We start from the raw sequence: 17,436 nt of genomic DNA, 5'->3' as shown, positions 1-17,436 counted from the left end.
ACACAGAACGTTGCCGAGTCGCCCCAACCGCCGGAGTGGATCTCCGCAGGTCGCCCGGGGCGGCTCGGGCTCTGTGTCACACGGCCGGTGCCCGTCCGGGGACGGGATTCAGCAGCAGCCGGGCGGCGTGTCGCCGGTGAGGAGCGCCTCGGTGAGGGGTCGGCCGAGCCGGTACGCCTCGAACACGGGCAGGACGGTGGCGCCAGGGTGCTGATCGAGCCGGTCCTTGCCCGCGTCGGGGGTGGCGAAGAAGTGGACCTGGTTGCAGAAGGCGGTGCGGATGGAGGCCGGGGCGTCGGGACGATCGAGACGACGGCGGTGGTCGGCTCCACGCTGGTGACCTGGTCCGGTTCGACGGTGAGGCGGACGGGGGTGCCGGTGGCGTGGCAGGGGGAGGTGACGCGGGCGGGGCGGCCGAGGACGGCGGGGAAGATGAGGGTGTCCAGCGCGCACCAGGTGTAGAGCTTGCGCCCGTCGACCTCGAAGTGGTGCGGGGTGGGGTTCTGGGTGAGGCCGCTGCCGGTGATCCGGCCGCTCTCGTCGTATTCGGTGTCGGGGTTGGCGGCGAGGGCCCCGCGGACCTGGTCGGGGGTGCGGCCGGTGGCCTGGGCGATCTGCTCGACGGTCACGGGTCGGCCCTGGGCGAGAAGTTGGAGGAGCGGGCGCCACAGCCAGGGGCGGGCGCTGGCGGCTCCGCCGCCGTTGAACGCGGCGGTCAGCCGGGTGGCGAGCTGCTGGGCCTGGGAGTCCATGGGCGCGGGTCCTTTCCGGTGGTGGGTGGGGTGGGTCAGCCGGCGCAGCAGGAGAGCTTGGCGACGTCGGAGGTGAAGGTCTGGGCGGCGAGCTTCAACGCTTCGGCCATGGTCAGGTAGGGGTGCCAGGTGTGGGCGAGCTGGTCGACGGTCATCCCGGCGGTGATGGCGTAGGTGGCGGCGGTGATGATGTCGCCGGCGCTGTCGGCCAGGACGTGGGCGGCCAGCAGCTTCCCGCTGCCGCGTTCGGCGATGAGCTTGACCAGCCCGCGGGTGTCCCGGTTGACCAAGGCTCGGGGGACGTTCTCCAGCGGCAGGGTGCGGGTCTGGTGGGCGATACCGGCCTCGGTCAGCTGGGCCTCGGTCATCCCGACCGAGGCGATGGCGGGGCTGGTGAAGGTGACCTTCGGCAGCGCGGTGTAGTCCAGGGTGCGCTCGACGCCGTCCAGGGCGTTGTCGGCGACCAGGGTTCCGTGCGCGGCGGCGACGTACACGAAGTCCGGGTGGCCGGTGACGTCTCCGGCCGCCCAGATGCGCGGGTTGCCGGTGCGCAAGTACTCGTCCACCACGACCTCGCCGCTCTCGCCGGTCTTCACCCCGACCCGCTCCAGGCCGAGTCCGTCGGTGACGGGCCGTCGTCCGGTGGCGATCAGCAGGCGACTGGCGCGCACCTGCTGCTCACCGTCGGGGCCGGTGAGGGTGGCGAGGATTCCGTCGCCGTCGCGGCGGACCGCACGGAGCTGGGTGCGGGTGTGGACGGTGATGCCCTCCTCGCGGAAGATGTCCTCGATTCCGGCGGAGATCTCCGGCTCTTCCCAAGAGGCCAGACGGGAGCGGACGGCCAGGGTGACCCGGCTGCCGAGGCGGGCGAAGAGCTGGGCCTGCTCCAGGCCGACGTAGCCGCCGCCGAGGACCAGCAGGTGCTCGGGGAGTTGCTGGAGTTCCATGGCGGTGGTGGAGGTCAGGTGGTCCACCTGGTCCAGGCCGTCGATGGGCGGCGCGGTGGGGGCGGAGCCGGTGGCGATCAGGTAGTGGGCGGCCTCGATGGTGGTGGTGCCGCCGTCGTTCAGCGCGACCTGCAGGACGGGGCCGTCGGCGAAGGTGGCGGTGCCGTGCACGATCCGCCAGCCGTACTCGGCGGCCAGGTCGGTGTACTTCTCCGCCCGCAGCTGTCCCACCAGCGTGTCCTTGCCGCCGATCAGCGCGGGGAAGTCCAGCGCGGGCTCGGTGGCCTGTATGCCGGGGAACCGGCTCGCCGCCTGGGCGCCGTGACGGGCCTCGGCGGCGGCCAGCAGCGCCTTGGACGGCACGCAGCCGACGTTCACGCAGGTGCCGCCGGTGATGCCGCGCTCGACCATCACCACGCTCCTGCCCTTGTTGCGGGCCGCGATGGCCGCGGCGAACGCGCCGGCGCCCGAGCCGATGATCGCCAGGTCGTAACCGGTGTGTGCCTGGAGCACAGCACTACCTCCCTCAGTGGGGTCCAGCGCCGCACGCCGGACCCATTCCTATGCGCCTTGCCGTATTGCAGATGGCCACCTTACTATGCGGGTAAGCAAATAGCTGCTGGTGGAAAGGCCCTGCCCATGAATACCCCTGTCCTTGCCGGATCCCCGGCCACGGCCGAGGTGCCGTGCACACACCTGGACACCACGGCCCGGTTCTTCCGCGCGCTCGCGGACCCCACCCGGCTGAAGCTGCTGGAGTTCATCCAGCGCGGCGAGCGCACCAGCGCGGAGTGCGTCGAGCACGCCGGGATCTCCCAGCCCCGGGTGTCGGTCCACCTGTCCTGTCTCGTGGACTGCGGTTACGTCAGCGCCCGCCGGGACGGCAAGAAACTGCGCTACTCCGTCGGCGACCCCCGCGTCGCTGATCTGGTCATGCTGGCCCGGTCGCTGGCCGCCGACAACGCCGCCGCCCTGGACTGCTGCACCCGCATCCCCGGAGAGGGAGAGCAGCGATGACGCCTCCGCCCACCCAGCCCGGTGACCGCCGCGGCGGCCTGCTCGGCACCCTCGCCGTGGTCGGCGTCGCCCTGCTGTCGATCATCTGCTGCGCCGGGCCGGTACTGCTGGCCAGCGGCGCCCTGGCCGGACTCGGCGGGGTGCTGGTCAGCCCCTGGCTGCTGGCCCCGGCCGCGGTCCTGATGGCCGGCGCTCTCGCCTGGTGGCTGCGCCGCCGCACCGGCAACGGCGATGCCTGCTGCCCCCCGGCCACCCGCACCGACCCGCACGAGGGCGACCTGCTCCGCAAGCACTGACCCGGTCGGCACAGGCTCCCCGCCTCCCGTTCTGCCGGCCACCGCCGCGCTCCCCCATCCGCTCCCTGCCGACCGGGACCACCCGTCCAGTCCCGGCCTTTCGAGGAAGGCCCGCACCACCCATGACCTCACCGCCCCCCACCGCCCGCCGCACCCGCCTGCGCCGCCGTACCACCCTGGCTCTGGCTGCGGCTGCCACCGCTGCGCTCACCCTGTCCGCCTGCGGTACCGACACCAAGGCGAACACCTCCGGTACGAGCGCCAGCAGTGGCAATGCCTCTGCCAAGGCGGACACCGTCACCCTCCTCGACGACACCACGCTGGCGGTGCCCGCGAACAAGCCCTCCGCCCTGTTCTTCTTCTCGGTGGGCTGCGGCGAGTGCGCCGGCGGCGCCAAGAACCTGGACAAGGCCGCCCAGGCGTTCGACAAGGCCGGGAAGAAAGCCAACTTCCTCGCGGTGGACATGGACCCGAGCGAGTCGAAGCAGACGATCAGGCAGTTCCTCGACTACATCAAGGCCCCGACTCTGCCCGCCACCATCGACAAGGGCGCCACCTTCTCGCTCCGCTACCAGGTGAGCGCACTGTCCACACTGATCGTCGTCGACCCGCAGGGCAAGGTCACCTACCGGGCCACCGACCCCTCCGCCGACCAGATCCAGGACGCCCTGAAGAAGGCAGGCGCGTGATGAACGGCCTGCTCGCCCTCGCCTTCGCCGCCGGGATGCTCGCCCCGGTCAACCCCTGCGGCTTCGCCCTGCTGCCCGCCTGGATCACCGCCGCCCTCGGCGAGAACGACACCTCCCCGGTGCCGGTACGCCTCGCCCGCGCTCTGCGCTCCGGCGCCGCCCTCACCCTCGGCTTCGCCGGCACCCTCGCAGCCGCCGGACTCATCGTCAGCGCCGGAGCCCGCGCCCTGATCCAAGCCGCCCCCTGGCTGGGCCTGGCCACCGGCATCCTCCTGCTGCTCCTCGGCGCCGTCATGCTCACCGGCCGCACACCCAGCCTGCGGCTGCACCTGACCACCGGCACCCGCCAGTCGGCGGGCCCGCCGACCGCCCGGCGCATGGCGGCCTTCGGCGTCGGCTACGCCGCCGCGTCCCTGTCCTGCACCTTCGGCGTGCTGCTCGCCGTCATCGCCCAGGCCCAGGCCACCGCCAGCTACGGCGGACTCCTCGCGGTCTTCGCCGCCTACGCCGCCGGATCGGCCGCCGTCCTGCTGCTCGTCGCAGTCACCACCGCCGCCGCGGGCGCCGCCCTCACCCGCAAGATCACCACGCTGGCCCGGCACGGCACCCGCATCACCGCCGCCATCCTCGTCCTCACCGGCGCCTACCTGGCCTGGTACTGGTACCCCGCTGCCACCGGCGGCCCCACCACCGCCGCCCCCGGCGGCGGCCTCGCCACCTTCTCCGCCACCGCCACCGCCTGGATCCAGGGCCACACCACCGCCATCGCCGTGACCGCCCTGGTGGTCGTCCTCGCCGTGGCGGCCGCCGCCATCCGCCACCGCACACGGCAGCCGGCCCCCCACTCCACTCCCTCCGGGACAGCCCCCTCCGCCGCTGCAGCGGACGACTGCTGCGCGCCCCAGCCCGTCCTCACACCGGCCGCCACCGACCGCGACAGCGACGGCCACTGCTGCTGACCCGCGCCCACGCCCAGACCCGCCGCGGCCGGGAACAGACCAAGCCCACGGCCGCGGGCGACTGCCGGAACGGAACCACCCATGACCACGACAGCAGCCCGCGACACGGCCTTTCCGGCCGAGCGGAGAAGCCCGCACGCCACGATCGGCGCCGACCGGTTCCTCGCGCTCCTGCTGATCCTGGGCGGCTTGCTCGGCCTGCTCGCCTCGGCCGTGCTCACCCACGACAAGATGAAGCTGCTCGCCAACCCGAACTACGTCTCGGCATGCAGCATCAACCCCGTCTTGTCCTGCAACAACATCATGAAGAGCTGGCAGGCATCCACCTTCGGCTTCCCCAACCCCTTCATCGGCTGGGTCGCCTTCCCCGCCGTCATCGCCATCGGCGCCGGACTGCTGGCCGGCGCCCGCTACCGGCGATGGCACTGGTGGGGCCTGCAGGCCGGCACCGTCTTCGGTATCGGCTTCATCACCTGGCTGCAGTACTCCTCGCTGTACGCCATCGGCGCGCTGTGCCTGTGGTGCACCCTCGTATGGGCCGTGACGATCCTCATCTTCTGGTACACCACCGTGCACAACATCCAACACGGGCTCATCCCCGCCCCCGACCAGGTGCGCCGCGCCGTGGCCGAGTTCCACTGGACGGTGCCCGTGCTGTGGATCGGCACCATCGCGGTGCTCATCCTCACCAAGTGGGGCAGCGCCCTGTGGGCCTGACCCCTCCTCCCCAGAACCCCGGCCCCGCCCCCCCGTCGGGCCGGGAGGGTGGCCGGCTGCCGCACCCCCCGGGCAGCAGCCGGCCACACCCTCACCCCGTCCGCCCAGCCCTGGAGCCCGGTCGATGCGCACGGCGCCCCCCAATGCCCTCATCCGGCTCCGCCGGATGCTCGGCCACCTGCTGACGGCCGCCCTCGCCGCGCTCGGGGCCCTCGGCACGGCCCTGGGCACCGGGCTGGCGATGATCGGCCTGTGCTGCGGCACCCCGGTCCTGACCGCTGCCGGTGCGGGAGCCGCCGCCGGAACCGCCGGGGCCGTCACCCACGGTCCCGCCGTGTGGCCGTTCTTCACCGCCGCGGCCGTACTCTTCACCGCCGCATGGCTCCTGCACCGCCGCACCACCCGCCGCGGCTGCCGCACATCACCCGAACAGACCCCCGCCTCACGCCCGCACACCCCAGACCACACAAGCTAAGCCCCGAATCCATTCGGCCAGGCGGAAAGCACGAAAGGAGCCTTCTGATGGTTCAGCGGTACGACACTCTGGTGATCGGCGGCGGCATGGCCGGACTCCCCATGGCGCTGCGCGCCGCACGGCACGGCCGGGTCGCCTTCGTGGAGAAGGAGAAACTCGGCGGCACCTGCCTCAACCGCGGCTGCATCCCCACCAAGACGATGATCGCCTCCGCCGCGGTGGCCCACCAGGTGCGCCGCGCCGCCGAGTTCGGCGTGACGACCACCGCCCCCACCGTCGATCTCGCCGCCGTCGTGGCCCGCAAGAACGCCATCGTCGAGACGATCCGCTCCGGCTCCTACAAGACGGTCGGCCGCGCCGAGCAACTCGACTTCTATCCCGCCGAGGGGCGCTTCGTGGCACCGAGGCGGCTGCGCGTGGACCACACCGACATCGAGGCCGACAAGATCTTCCTGGTCACCGGTCTGCGCACCGCCATCCCCCCGATCGACGGCCTGGAGACCACCCCGTACTACACCTCGCGCACCGTGCTGGACCTCACCGAGCTACCCGAGCACCTGATCGTCGTGGGCGGCGGCTACGTCGGCTGCGAGTTCGCCCAGATGTTCGCCCGCTTCGGCTCCCGCGTGACCCTCATCCAGCGCGCCGAGCGGCTGCTGCCCGCCGAGGACCCCGACATCTCCGCCGCCGTCACCGACGGCTTCACCGCCGACAACATCACCGTCCTGACCAGCACCACCTGCACTGCCGTCGAGGGCCGTCCCGGACACATCCGGGCCGGCTGCCAGGGCGGCGAGACCGGCGAGATCACCGGCAGCCACCTGCTCATCGCCACCGGCCGCACCCCCAACACCGACACCCTCGGCCTGGAACACCTCGGCCTCGAGCCCGACAAGCAGGGGTTCCTGCCCGTCGACGACCTGCTGCGCACCCAGGCCGCGGACGTCTGGGCACTCGGCGACATCCGCGGCGGGCCGATGTTCACCCACACCGCCCGCGACGACGCCGACATCGCCTACCGCACCACCTACCGCGGCCAGGACCGCACCACCGCCAAACGCGTCGTGCCGCACGCGGTGTTCACCGACCCCGAGGTCGGCTCCGTCGGCCTGACCGAACCCGCCGCCCGCGCCGCCGGATACGAGGTCCTCATCGGCCGCCAGGACTTCACCGGAGTCGTCAAGGCCCGCGCCATCGGCAACACCCGCGGCCTGATCAAATTCGTCGTCGACGCCGCCACCGACCGCATCCTGGGCTGCCACATCGCCGGCCCCGACGGCGGGAACCTCGTCCACGAAGCCGTCATCGCCATGACCTGCGGCGCCACCTACACCGACATCGCCCGAGCGATCCACATCCACCCCACCCTCGCCGAAGGCGTCAACACCGCCGCCGGCGGCGTCCACCGAGAGATCGGCACCTGACCCGCGCGCGTCAACACGGGGTGCCGCCCAGGGCTTCGAGTTCGCCCGAGACGGCGAGCTGCTGCAGTGCCGCCCGCAGCCGGGCCAGCTCCTCGATGCGCTCCTCGGCCCGGCGCAGATGCTCGTTCAGCATGACAGCGGCCTGCCCGCGCCGGGCTGCGCTGCCGTCCACGACGGCCAGGACCTCACTGATCTCGGCGAGCGACAGCCCGGCACTCTGCGCGGCCCGCACGAACGCCAGCCGAGTCACAGCCTGCCGCGGATAGTCCCGGTAACCGGACGAGGTGCGCGGCGGCGCGGGCAGCAGCCCGACGTGCTCATAGAACCGGACCGTCTACGTACTCACCCCGGCGGACGGCACCTACCTCTGCACCACAGGGCGTACCTCGCCCCCCGCCACCGACACGCTCAAGAAGCCCTACTATCCCTTTCGGCCGAATCTCTCTGACCCTCAGGAAGAGGCCGAGCGGATCGGCTTCACCGGCTCGCCGACCATCCTGGTCGACGGGCGCGACCGTTCGCAGAGCAGGGGCGCGTGGGAGTGTCCGATCTTCGGTGTAACTGGTCTGTAGCTCCGGGCGTGTCCCGGGGGAAGGACCACCAATGACCGACACGATCGAGCCCATGCCGCGGGCTCGGATTGATCACCAGCAGTTCGCTCAGCAGTTGGTGGAGGCCGCCAAGGCCGACGGGGTGGAGCTCGTCGGCCCGGACGGGCTGCTCACCGGGCTGACCAAAACAGTGCTCGAGACCGCCCTGGAAGCCGAGCTCAGCGAGCACCTGGGCTATGACCGCCACGACCCGGCCGGGCGCGACGGCGGGAACTCCCGCAACGGCACCCGCACCAAGACCGTGCTCACCGAGATCGGCCCGGTCGAGATCGAGGTGCCGCGCGACCGCGACGCCAGCTTCGAGCCTCAGATCGTGCGCAAGCGCCAACGCCGCCTGGACGGGATCGACGAGATCGTGCTGTCGCTGACCGCCCGCGGCCTGACCACCGGGGAGGTGGCCGCGCACTTCGCCGAGGTCTACGGGGCCAAGGTCTCCAAGGACACCATCTCGAGGATCACCGACAAGGTCCTCGACGAGCTGGGCGAGTGGCAGAACCGCCCGCTCGACGCCGTCTATCCGGTGCTGTTCATCGACGCTCTCTACGTCAAAGTCCGCGACGGGCAGGTCACCAACCGGCCCTTCTACGTGGTCATCGGGGTGACCGTGGACGGGCAGCGCGACATCCTCGGGATCTGGGCCGGCGAGGGCGGCACCGGTGGGGAGGGCGCGAAGTTCTGGCTGCAGGTTCTGACCGAGATCAAAAACCGCGGGGTCGGCGATGTGTGCATCGCCGTCTGCGACGGCCTGAAGGGCCTGCCCGAGGCGATCACCACCGCCTGGCCGCAGGCGGTGGTGCAGACGTGTGTGTTGCACCTGATCCGCAACACCTTCCGCTACGCCTCCCGGCGCTACTGGGAGCAGCTGGCCAAGGACCTGCGCCCGGTCTACACCGCCCCGACCGAGGCCGCGGCCCAGGCCCGGTTCGCCGAGTTCGCCGAGACCTGGGGCGGGCAGTATCCGGCGATCATCGCGCTGTGGCGGGCGGCGTGGTCGGAGTTCGTGCCGTTCCTGGACTACGACGTGGAGATCCGCAAGGTCATCTGCTCCACGAATGCGATCGAGTCGCTCAACGCCCGCTACCGGCGGGCGATCAAGGCCCGGGGGCACTTCCCGACCGAGCAGGCCGCGCTGAAGTGCCTCTACCTGGTCACCCGCTCACTCGACCCCACCGGGAAGGGCCGAACCCGCTGGGCGATGCGCTGGAAGCCGGCCCTGAACGCCTTCGCGATCACCTTCGCCGGCCGTATCGTCCCCAGCAACGGAAACTAGCCGCCACCCCGGCCAGTTACACCGTTCCTCTGACACTCCCGGGCGCGTCCCGGGACTGATCTGCCGGGTGTACCGCACTCCGGACGGCCTTGCAGGTGTGCCGGGGGCGGAGCAGTTGCGGCAGGTACTCAAGGCCGCGGCCGAATTGGATTGCTGACATTCCCCGCCGGTGATCGGGCTCGGTCAGGCGGGGCCGGTGCTGCCTTCCAGTTGACGCGGGACGCGGGAGGTGCGGAGTTCGCGCAGGTCGGGGATGTGGTTGTAGAGGGTGCCGGCGGAGACGCCCAGCAGCTTGGCGATGGACTCGATGCTGTTCTCCGGGTTGGGCAGCATGTCGCGGGCCGCGCGGATGAGCTCGGGTGTGATGACGGTGGGGCGTCCGCCGGTGCGGCCGCGGGCGCGGGCGGCGGCCAGGCCCTCGTTGGTGCCGGCGACGATGAGTTCGCGGATGAACTCCGCCAGGGCGGCGAAGACGTGGAAGATCAGGCGCCCGCCCGGGGTGGTGGTGTCGAGGTTCTCGTGCAGCGAGGTGAAGCCGACCCCTTGCTCGCGCAGCTCAGCGACCATCGTCACGAGGTCTTTGAGGGAGCGGCCGTAGCGGTCGAGGGAGGGGACGACGAGGGTGTCCCCGCTCGCGAGGAAGGCGTGGCACGCCTTGAGCTCGGGGCGCAGGTCGTTCTTGCCGGACTTTTTGTCCGCGAAGATCCGGCGGCAGCCGGCCGCGTTGAGCGCGTCGAGCTGGCGGTCGAGTTTCTGCCCGCCGGTGGAGACCCGGGCGTAACCGATCTTGATGTCGGTGCGTACGGCGGGTTCGGCGAGAAGGAGTTCGGAGGGTTTCAGGGGCGCGCTCACCCCCGGATCTTCTCAAGAAACGGTGATCGGAGGTTGTTGAAGCACCGAGGTTTTTGAAGGAGTTTTTGAAGGCGATCCGGGGTCCGTGCGGATTGGTTTCATGATCGTCAATAAACGAAGGTTTTTTGAAGATCGGCACCGTCGAAACGATCCAAGGTTTCCTGAATTCAGGATGAGATGTACTGTCGTGGTGTGCTGACTGTTGCTTCCGACATCGAGGTGCTGGCCCGGTTCGGCCGCGCGCTCGCCGACCCGATCCGCTGCCGCATCCTGCTCGCCCTGCGCGACGCCCCTGCCTACCCCGCCGACCTCGCCGACGCCCTCGGCGTCTCCCGCACCCGGCTGTCCAACCACCTCGCGTGCCTGCGCGACTGCGGCCTGGCCGTCACCGTCCCCGACGGCCGCCGCACCCGCTACGAACTGGCCGACGAACGCCTCGGCCACGCACTCGACGACCTGCGCACCGCCGTGGTGGCCGTCGAGACCGACCGGACGTGCGTCGACGCCGACGAGAAGGGCTGCTGCTGAGATGGCCGCCGAGATATCGATATCCCTCGGGCCCTCCCCGGCCCGCCGCGACGTCCTCGCCCGGCGGATACGCCTGCTGGTCGCGGCCACGATCACCTACAACGTCATCGAGGCGGTCGTCGCCATCACAGCGGGCACCCTCGCCTCCTCCACCGCGCTGATCGGCTTCGGCCTCGACTCGGTCATCGAGGTCTCCTCGGCCGCCGCGGTCGCCTGGCAGTTCTCCGCCCGCGACCACGCCGTACGCGAGGCCCGCGAGCAGCGCACCCTGCGGATCATCGCTGTCTCCTTCTTTGCGCTCGCCGCGTACGTCTCCGTCGACGCCGTCCGCGCGCTCACCGGCACCGGGGAGGCAGAGCGGTCGATCCCCGGCATCGTCATCGCCGCCCTGTCGCTGGCGATCATGCCGTTCCTGTCCGCCGCCCAGCGCCGCGCCGGGCGGGAACTCGGCTCCGCCTCCGCGGTCGCGGACTCCAAGCAGACGCTCCTGTGTACCTACCTGTCGGCCGTGCTGCTGCTCGGCCTGGTCCTGAACGCCACCCTCGGCTGGTCCTGGGCCGACCCGATCGCCGCCTTGGTCATCGCCGCCATCGCCTTCAAGGAAGGCCGCGACGCCTGGCAGGGCAAGGGATGCTGCGCACCCACCGGCGCTGCGGTGGTGCCGTCCGCCGGCGCCAAGGAGGACGCGTGCGGCTGCCAGCCGGGCTGCGACTGCTGCAACTGACCTGACTGCCCGCACTCACACAGGGCCCCGGCGTCGACCGACGCCGGGGCCCTCAGCTTTCCTCGGGAGTGTCAGAGGAACGGTGTAACTGGCCGGGGTGGCGGCTAGTTTCCGTTGCTGGGGACGATACGGCCGGCGAAGGTGATCGCGAAGGCGTTCAGGGCCGGCTTCCAGCGCATCGCCCAGCGGGTTCGGCCCTTCCCGGTGGGGTCGAGTGAGCGGGTGACCAGGTAGAGGCACTTCAGCGCGGCCTGCTCGGTCGGGAAGTGCCCCCGGGCCTTGATCGCCCGCCGGTAGCGGGCGTTGAGCGACTCGATCGCATTCGTGGAGCAGATGACCTTGCGGATCTCCACGTCGTAGTCCAGGAACGGCACGAACTCCGACCACGCCGCCCGCCACAGCGCGATGATCGCCGGATACTGCCCGCCCCAGGTCTCGGCGAACTCGGCGAACCGGGCCTGGGCCGCGGCCTCGGTCGGGGCGGTGTAGACCGGGCGCAGGTCCTTGGCCAGCTGCTCCCAGTAGCGCCGGGAGGCGTAGCGGAAGGTGTTGCGGATCAGGTGCAACACACACGTCTGCACCACCGCCTGCGGCCAGGCGGTGGTGATCGCCTCGGGCAGGCCCTTCAGGCCGTCGCAGACGGCGATGCACACATCGCCGACCCCGCGGTTTTTGATCTCGGTCAGAACCTGCAGCCAGAACTTCGCGCCCTCCCCACCGGTGCCGCCCTCGCCGGCCCAGATCCCGAGGATGTCGCGCTGCCCGTCCACGGTCACCCCGATGACCACGTAGAAGGGCCGGTTGGTGACCTGCCCGTCGCGGACTTTGACGTAGAGAGCGTCGATGAACAGCACCGGATAGACGGCGTCGAGCGGGCGGTTCTGCCACTCGCCCAGCTCGTCGAGGACCTTGTCGGTGATCCTCGAGATGGTGTCCTTGGAGACCTTGGCCCCGTAGACCTCGGCGAAGTGCGCGGCCACCTCCCCGGTGGTCAGGCCGCGGGCGGTCAGCGACAGCACGATCTCGTCGATCCCGTCCAGGCGGCGTTGGCGCTTGCGCACGATCTGAGGCTCGAAGCTGGCGTCGCGGTCGCGCGGCACCTCGATCTCGACCGGGCCGATCTCGGTGAGCACGGTCTTGGTGCGGGTGCCGTTGCGGGAGTTCCCGCCGTCGCGCCCGGCCGGGTCGTGGCGGTCATAGCCCAGGTGCTCGCTGAGCTCGGCTTCCAGGGCGGTCTCGAGCACTGTTTTGGTCAGCCCGGTGAGCAGCCCGTCCGGGCCGACGAGCTCCACCCCGTCGGCCTTGGCGGCCTCCACCAACTGCTGAGCGAACTGCTGGTGATCAATCCGAGCCCGCGGCATGGGCTCGATCGTGTCGGTCACTGGTCCACCCTCTTCTGTGCGGGGGTCATGAGGGCCTCTGTGGTAGGAAACGGTCGGGAGCCGGGGTGACGGCCCGCGTCGGTCGCCGTGAGACGGCCGCGATGACACTGCCGCCCCCGGTTCCTGCCCGGTCTGAGATCGACGACAGAGGGCTGCTGCGGTGTTGAGTGCCGGTCAGTGACCACTCGACTCGGGGCCGGGCTCTCGACCGTGTCCTGCCCACTGTGGACAGGAAGGCGACGAACGTGTCGCTGGTGGGTGCCGAGTACTTCGTGGGGATCGACTGGGCCGCGACGAACCATGCGGTATGCGTTCTCGACTCGTCCGGGCGTCGAGTCACCGGGTTCGGCGTGGAGCACACCGCGGCGGGGTTCACCGGTCTGATCCGCCGACTCGCCAAGCTGGGTGAGCCGGGCGGGGTGCCGGTGGCCATCGAGCGCCCGGACGGGCGGCTGGTCGACGCGCTGCTCGCCGCCGGCTACCCGGTGGTGGCGGTGAAGCCGAACGCGATCAAGACCTGGCGTGAGGGTGAGGTGATCTCCGGGGCGAAGTCTGATCCCGGTGACGCTCACGTGATCGCCGAGTACCTGCGTCTGCGCGCGCATCGGCTGCGGGCGGCGACCCCCCTGTCCGAGGACACCCGCGCGCTGCGTCTGGTGTCGCGCACCCGCTCGGATCTGGTCGCCGCCCGTGTCGCGGCGGGCAACCAGCTCGCCGCGCTGCTGGACACGGCCTGGCCCGGGGGCGAAGGAGATCTTCGCCGAGGTGACCTCGGCGATCAGTCTGGCGTTCCTTCACCGCTATCCGACCCCCGATCATGCCGCGCACCTCGGGGAGAAGCGGATGGCGGCGTTCTGCATCAAGCACGGCTACTCCGGACGTCGCAGCCCCGCCGAGCTGCTCACCCGGCTGCGCGCCGCACCGGCCGGTGTCAGCGGCGCAGTCGTGTCCGACGCGCTGCGCGACGCCGTCCTCGCCCTGATCGCGGTCCTGACCGCGCTCAACACAGCGATCAAGGACCTCGACCGGTCCAACGCCGCGCACCTGCACGCCCACCCCGACGGAAAGGTGTTCACCAGCTTCCCCCGCGCCGGACTGGTCAACGCCGCCCAGATCCGCGCTGAGCTCGCCGAAACCGACGCCTACTCCGGACCGGATGCCATCGCTGCCCTCGCCGGGCTGGTCCCGGTCACCCGCGCGTCGGGCAAGCACCACGCGGTGAGTTTCCGTTGGGCCTGTAACAAGCGGCTGCGCGTCGCGTTGACCACCTTCGCCGACAATTCCCGCCACTCCAGTCCCTGGGCCGCCGGCATCTACCGGCGAGCTATCGCCGGCGGCAAGGACCATCCGCACGCGATCCGGATCCTCGCCAGAGCCTGGGTTCGAGTGATCTGGCGCTGCTGGAACAACGGACAGCCCTACGACCCCGCCCGCCATGGCGGGGCAGCCCGCCAACTCAACCCACCGACCGCAGCCTGACGATCTTGAGGTTGACACAGAGGGTGTCATTGGTGGTCCTTCCCCCGGGACACGCCCGGAGCTACAGACCAGTTACACCGAAGATCGGACACTCCCCTTTCCTCGTCCTCGCCGTCTTCGGCGGCGTCGGGGTCGCGGAAGGGGCGCAGTCCGCGGCCGGGGCCGCTGGCCTTGATGTTGAACAGGTAGCGGCCCAGGAAGTTGATGTGCCGGTCCTTGAGCGGGGAGAGCCGGGCGACGTCCTCATCCTTGATGTCGTGGCCCTCCGCGCGGAGCTGTGCGACGGCGGCGTCCAGGTAGCGGGTGTTCCACAGGACCACGGCGTTGAGGACCAGGCCGAGAGCGGCGAGTTGGTCCTCCTGGCCCTCGCGGTACGCCTGGCGGATCTGGCCCCGGCCGCCGTGGCAGATCGCGCGGGCGAGCCGGTGGCGGGACTCCTGCACGGTGAGCTGCCGGTTCATCAGCCGCCGGTAGGTGTCGTCAACGGGATCGACCAAGGCGAGCAGGTGCATGGTCTTGTCGATCCGCCCGTACTCGGCGAACGCGGCACCGAGCGGGGTGGGGTGGCCCTCACGGCCGAACATCCGCAGCAGGTCGTAGGCCCGGACCTGGTTGGTGATGAGCGACCCGGCCACCCGGAGCATGTCCGGCCAGTGCGTGGCGATCCGCTTGAGGTTGACCTTGTTGCAGGCCACGGCCTCCAGCGGCCCGTACCCGGCGGCCGGCCCCTCGCCGTCGGGTAGGTCGGCCCGCCAGAACCGCTGGTCCGAGAGGTCACGGAAGCGCGGGGCGAAGCGGAAGCCGAGCATCTTGTACAGGCCGAAGGCCATGTCGCTGTACGAGGCGTTGTCGGTCGCCACCATCTCCGGCTTCACCCCGCCGTCCAGGTTCAGCAGGGTGTCCAGGGTGTAGAGGCTGTCGCGCGGGGTGCCGCGCACGACCATCGCACCGATCCCCGCAACCTGGTCGTTGACAGCGTTGAGCCAGGTCACGCCGCGTTTGTAGCCGTAGTACTTCGGCGAGGGGCCGGTGTTGATGCTCTTGACGGGGACGACGAAGCGCAGGCCGTCGACGGAGGCGAGCAGCCCGCCGCCCCACATCTGGGCCAGCTCGATCGCGGACTGGGCGGTGATGAGCGCGGCGTTCGCCGCGGCGATGGTGTCGGCTCGCAGATAGTTCTGATCGACGTGGGACAGGCGCGAGCGGGTCAGCGCCTTGCTCTGCGGATCGATGACCGGGGTCAGGCCGATGTTGCAGCTCTGCGAGACCAGCAGGGCGACCAGGGAGACAAGCAGGCCCTCCATGCGGGTGCGCCGGTCGGAGACGTGCCTGAAGGAGTCAAGGAACCCGGTCCAGGAGTGGACCTCGAACAACAGGTCCGGCAGATCGATCCTGGGGAGCATCGCCTCCGTGGTGGCCTTCAGCCAGGTCAGGGACTCCGGTTCGCCCACCGCGCCGAGCTTGTCCACCGACAGGCGGGCACGTCCCCCGCCCTCGGGGACGACGATCTCCACCTTCGCGTCGTCGCCGGCCTCGGCCAGCCGGTCGGCCATCTGCCGCCACGCCGCATCCAGCCCCCGGGTGAGCTGGGCCAGGTGTTCGCCCGCGTCCTCGGTCAGGGACAGGCCCGCCAGCACGTCCCCGCGCATTGCCTCCCACCGCGGACCGTCCAACAGCCTCGCGCGCGGGTCGGCCCACCGGTTCGACGGGGCGGCGAACACGTCGCGCCGGTTCAGCGCGCGGTGCAGCTGCTCCAGCACGCACACCACGTACGCGTCCCGGTCGACCGCGCCCTGCGGCAGCTTGGTGTTCGAGAACACCGCCCGCTTCCACATCGCGGGCACCAGCTCGGCGTCGACCTCGCGGGGCAGCAGCGGCCGGTCCTTGACCCGCCGGCGCGAGAGCGCGGGCAGGCGGCGCACCGCCTTCAGCAGGCGCCGCCCGGCCGGGGCCGCGTCCAGCGCGTCCGACTCGCCCAGCAGCGCCAGGAAGGGGCGCACAGTGTTGTAGCGCAGAGCCAGCTTCTCCCGCATCGCCGCCTCAGCCGACCCGTCGTCCTCCGGTACCAGGGCCTCGACGGTCGCGACCGCCCCGGCCACCGCCGTACGCGGCACCGCCTCCTCCACCGCCGCCCACAGCGCGGCCACGTCCAGGTCCGCGTCGTGCTCGGCGACCAGGTCCAGCTCCTGGGTGAGGATCTTCGACGCCTTCGCCAGGATGCGGGCCGCCTTCTCCAACTGCGGCAGCATCGCCAACCGCTCCCGCTCCGAGGCCCGCCGCGCGGGGCTGATCAGCCGGTTCGCCATCAGCACCGCGAACAGGTCCAGCGCGTCATCGACCGCCTGCGCCTCCAGCTGACGCACCACCGCCGTGAGCAGTGCGGTCCGCCGCGGCTCCGGCGCCCGCTCAATCGTCTGCGCCTTGCTCAGCTGCCCGTACCGGGCCAGCGTGGACAGCCGGTTCACCGGCACCCGCGACAGGTTCACCCGGCCCAGCGCGAACGCCGAGATCTCCCCCACCCGCTCCATGGCCCGCACCATCGCGGTTCCCGTCGACTTCACCGGCGGCGTCCGCAGCCGCTCCAGCTCCGAGACCCGCTTGCCCTCCGGCACCACCAGCAGCCCGGCCAGCGTCGGAGAGAGCGCGGGATCGGCCCGGTGCGCGGCCCGCGTCACCGCCTCGTACAGGCGCCGCTCGGCCACCGTGCGGGCCTCCGACACCTGCCGGGCCAGCACCGAGGCGCCCGGCAGCAGCACCCGGTTCTTGCGCAGCCACGTCACCGCGTGGTTGAAGAGGGCCACCGGCCCCTCGGCGTGCGTCCACGCCCGCCCGTACAGGAAACCGCGGAACTCCCGGCCCCACCGCCGGTCGGTGAAGTCCCGGTACTGGAACCGCTCCTGGATCTCCGCCGCGTGCTCGTAGACCGTCGACCGGCGCTCCCGGTACCGCTTCACGCACGAGGCGTCCGCGATGCCGAGCTGCCCGGCGAGGTACTCCACGGCCTCCCACGGCACTGCGAGCGGGTCCTCGCCCAGGAACCGGCCGACGTAGCGGACCGTGCAGATCTGCACCGCCATCCCAAGCCGGTGCGCGTCCGTACGACGCAGCGCGATCAGATCACGGTCGTCATCGTCGAGGAAGAAGAACCGCTCCAGCTCCGGGCGCGTGGGCACCTCAGTGAACGTCCCGTACGCCTCGGCCTGCTCATCAGTTAAGAACTCCACCGGCACGGCTGGACCGTAGCCAGCACCGACGCCCGTCCAACGATCTTTCCGGGAACCCCCGCGGAGCCTCCAGCCGGTGTGCTAGCCGAC

The 17,436-nt window shown here is 71.1% G+C and carries 15 protein-coding genes and 2 pseudogenes; 11 read left to right on the top strand and 6 right to left on the bottom strand.

Going from position 1 to position 17,436, the window contains the following annotated elements; translation table 11 throughout:
- Window positions 1-108: 108 nt before the first annotated feature.
- Together merB and merA are read right to left on the bottom strand one after the other, a co-directional pair.
- Window positions 109-752, bottom strand: a pseudogene (merB, locus tag PSED_RS33725) (organomercurial lyase MerB).
- Window positions 753-787: 35 nt separating this feature from the next.
- Window positions 788-2,212 carry a mercury(II) reductase gene (gene merA, locus PSED_RS33720; protein ID WP_013678699.1) on the bottom strand — a complete coding sequence of 475 codons (1,425 nt, stop codon included), beginning with the start codon at window positions 2,210-2,212 and terminating at the stop codon, window positions 788-790.
- A 126-nt stretch (window positions 2,213-2,338) separates the two neighbouring features.
- Between merA and PSED_RS33715 the strand changes: the two genes are divergently transcribed.
- The 7 genes from PSED_RS33715 (at window position 2,339) to PSED_RS33685 (ending at window position 7,276) form a co-directional block, all read left to right on the top strand.
- Window positions 2,339-2,716: an ArsR/SmtB family transcription factor gene (locus PSED_RS33715; RefSeq protein WP_013678698.1), complete on the top strand. Its 378-nt coding sequence runs from the start codon at window positions 2,339-2,341 to the stop codon at window positions 2,714-2,716.
- Window positions 2,713-3,012: a hypothetical protein gene (locus PSED_RS33710; RefSeq protein WP_013678697.1), complete on the top strand. Its 300-nt coding sequence runs from the start codon at window positions 2,713-2,715 to the stop codon at window positions 3,010-3,012. Before PSED_RS33715 ends, PSED_RS33710 begins: the two co-directional genes overlap by 4 nt.
- Before the next feature lie 122 nt (window positions 3,013-3,134).
- A complete protein-coding gene (locus tag PSED_RS33705; protein WP_013678696.1) occupies window positions 3,135-3,701 on the top strand; it encodes a TlpA family protein disulfide reductase in 567 nt (188 codons plus the stop codon).
- Window positions 3,701-4,660: a cytochrome c biogenesis CcdA family protein gene (locus PSED_RS33700; protein ID WP_013678695.1), complete on the top strand. Its 960-nt coding sequence runs from the start codon at window positions 3,701-3,703 to the stop codon at window positions 4,658-4,660. Before PSED_RS33705 ends, PSED_RS33700 begins: the two co-directional genes overlap by 1 nt.
- An 81-nt stretch (window positions 4,661-4,741) precedes the next feature.
- The gene (locus PSED_RS33695; RefSeq protein WP_013678694.1) at window positions 4,742-5,377 is read left to right on the top strand and encodes a vitamin K epoxide reductase family protein; all 636 of its coding nucleotides are present in this window, start codon (window positions 4,742-4,744) and stop codon (window positions 5,375-5,377) included.
- A 124-nt stretch (window positions 5,378-5,501) separates the two neighbouring features.
- Window positions 5,502-5,852, top strand: a complete 351-nt coding sequence (locus PSED_RS33690) for a hypothetical protein (protein ID WP_013678693.1) — start codon at window positions 5,502-5,504, stop codon at window positions 5,850-5,852.
- A gap of 47 nt (window positions 5,853-5,899) precedes the next feature.
- A complete protein-coding gene (locus tag PSED_RS33685) occupies window positions 5,900-7,276 on the top strand; it encodes a dihydrolipoyl dehydrogenase family protein (protein WP_013678692.1) in 1,377 nt (458 codons plus the stop codon).
- A gap of 10 nt (window positions 7,277-7,286) precedes the next feature.
- On the opposite strand, the gene PSED_RS33680 is transcribed toward PSED_RS33685, so the two are convergent.
- Window positions 7,287-7,580, bottom strand: a complete 294-nt coding sequence (locus PSED_RS33680; protein ID WP_233899518.1) for a MerR family DNA-binding protein — start codon at window positions 7,578-7,580, stop codon at window positions 7,287-7,289.
- Between the two features lie 299 nt (window positions 7,581-7,879).
- On the opposite strand from PSED_RS33680, the gene PSED_RS33675 reads away from it, so the two are divergent.
- Complete coding sequence (locus tag PSED_RS33675) at window positions 7,880-9,157, top strand: IS256 family transposase (RefSeq protein ID WP_013672244.1); 1,278 nt, start codon at window positions 7,880-7,882, stop codon at window positions 9,155-9,157.
- Window positions 9,158-9,340: 183 nt separating this feature from the next.
- Here PSED_RS33675 and PSED_RS33670 read toward each other — a convergent pair whose 3' ends face one another.
- Window positions 9,341-10,009, bottom strand: coding sequence for a recombinase family protein (locus PSED_RS33670; RefSeq protein WP_013678691.1), 669 nt, complete (start codon window positions 10,007-10,009; stop codon window positions 9,341-9,343).
- A 192-nt stretch (window positions 10,010-10,201) separates the two neighbouring features.
- Here PSED_RS33670 and PSED_RS33665 point away from each other — a divergent pair, with 192 nt between their 5' ends.
- Both PSED_RS33665 and PSED_RS33660 read left to right on the top strand, forming a co-directional pair.
- Window positions 10,202-10,537 (top strand): ArsR/SmtB family transcription factor, encoded by a 336-nt coding sequence (locus tag PSED_RS33665; protein ID WP_041763300.1) that lies wholly within the window; start codon window positions 10,202-10,204, stop codon window positions 10,535-10,537.
- Window position 10,538: 1 nt separating this feature from the next.
- Window positions 10,539-11,261 carry a cation efflux transmembrane domain-containing protein gene (locus PSED_RS33660; protein ID WP_013678689.1) on the top strand — a complete coding sequence of 241 codons (723 nt, stop codon included), beginning with the start codon at window positions 10,539-10,541 and terminating at the stop codon, window positions 11,259-11,261.
- Window positions 11,262-11,365: 104 nt separating this feature from the next.
- Here PSED_RS33660 and PSED_RS33655 read toward each other — a convergent pair whose 3' ends face one another.
- Window positions 11,366-12,622, bottom strand: a complete 1,257-nt coding sequence (locus PSED_RS33655) for an IS256 family transposase (RefSeq protein WP_173400073.1) — start codon at window positions 12,620-12,622, stop codon at window positions 11,366-11,368.
- A gap of 266 nt (window positions 12,623-12,888) precedes the next feature.
- Here PSED_RS33655 and PSED_RS35855 point away from each other — a divergent pair.
- Window positions 12,889-14,122: pseudogene (locus PSED_RS35855) on the top strand (IS110 family RNA-guided transposase).
- 26 nt (window positions 14,123-14,148) lie between these two features.
- On the opposite strand, the gene PSED_RS33645 reads toward PSED_RS35855, so the two are convergent.
- Window positions 14,149-17,352, bottom strand: a complete 3,204-nt coding sequence (locus tag PSED_RS33645; RefSeq protein ID WP_013678688.1) for a Tn3 family transposase — start codon at window positions 17,350-17,352, stop codon at window positions 14,149-14,151.
- Window positions 17,353-17,436: the final 84 nt, after the last annotated feature.

Origin of the sequence: Pseudonocardia benzenivorans CB1190, assembly GCF_000196675.2 — a bacterium.
Taxonomy (GTDB): Bacteria; Actinomycetota; Actinomycetes; order Mycobacteriales; family Pseudonocardiaceae; genus Pseudonocardia; species Pseudonocardia benzenivorans.
The sequence above is the reverse complement of the archived record's forward strand: the minus strand, read 5'-3'. Positions and strand labels throughout refer to the sequence as shown.

What these genes read in the sequence shown, in the direction of transcription:
- PSED_RS33675 (WP_013672244.1), top strand. Translation starts at nt 7,880, where the DNA reads ATGACCGACACGATCGAGCCCATGCCGCGGGCTCGGATTGATCACCAG.
- PSED_RS33710 (WP_013678697.1), top strand. Translation starts at nt 2,713, where the DNA reads ATGACGCCTCCGCCCACCCAGCCCGGTGACCGCCGCGGCGGCCTGCTC.
- PSED_RS33705 (WP_013678696.1), top strand. Translation starts at nt 3,135, where the DNA reads ATGACCTCACCGCCCCCCACCGCCCGCCGCACCCGCCTGCGCCGCCGT.
- PSED_RS33695 (WP_013678694.1), top strand. Translation starts at nt 4,742, where the DNA reads ATGACCACGACAGCAGCCCGCGACACGGCCTTTCCGGCCGAGCGGAGA.
- PSED_RS33690 (WP_013678693.1), top strand. Translation starts at nt 5,502, where the DNA reads ATGCGCACGGCGCCCCCCAATGCCCTCATCCGGCTCCGCCGGATGCTC.
- PSED_RS33655 (WP_173400073.1), bottom strand. Translation starts at nt 12,622, where the DNA reads ATGCCGCGGGCTCGGATTGATCACCAGCAGTTCGCTCAGCAGTTGGTG.
- PSED_RS33700 (WP_013678695.1), top strand. Translation starts at nt 3,701, where the DNA reads ATGAACGGCCTGCTCGCCCTCGCCTTCGCCGCCGGGATGCTCGCCCCG.
- PSED_RS33660 (WP_013678689.1), top strand. Translation starts at nt 10,539, where the DNA reads ATGGCCGCCGAGATATCGATATCCCTCGGGCCCTCCCCGGCCCGCCGC.
- PSED_RS33685 (WP_013678692.1), top strand. Translation starts at nt 5,900, where the DNA reads ATGGTTCAGCGGTACGACACTCTGGTGATCGGCGGCGGCATGGCCGGA.
- PSED_RS33715 (WP_013678698.1), top strand. Translation starts at nt 2,339, where the DNA reads ATGAATACCCCTGTCCTTGCCGGATCCCCGGCCACGGCCGAGGTGCCG.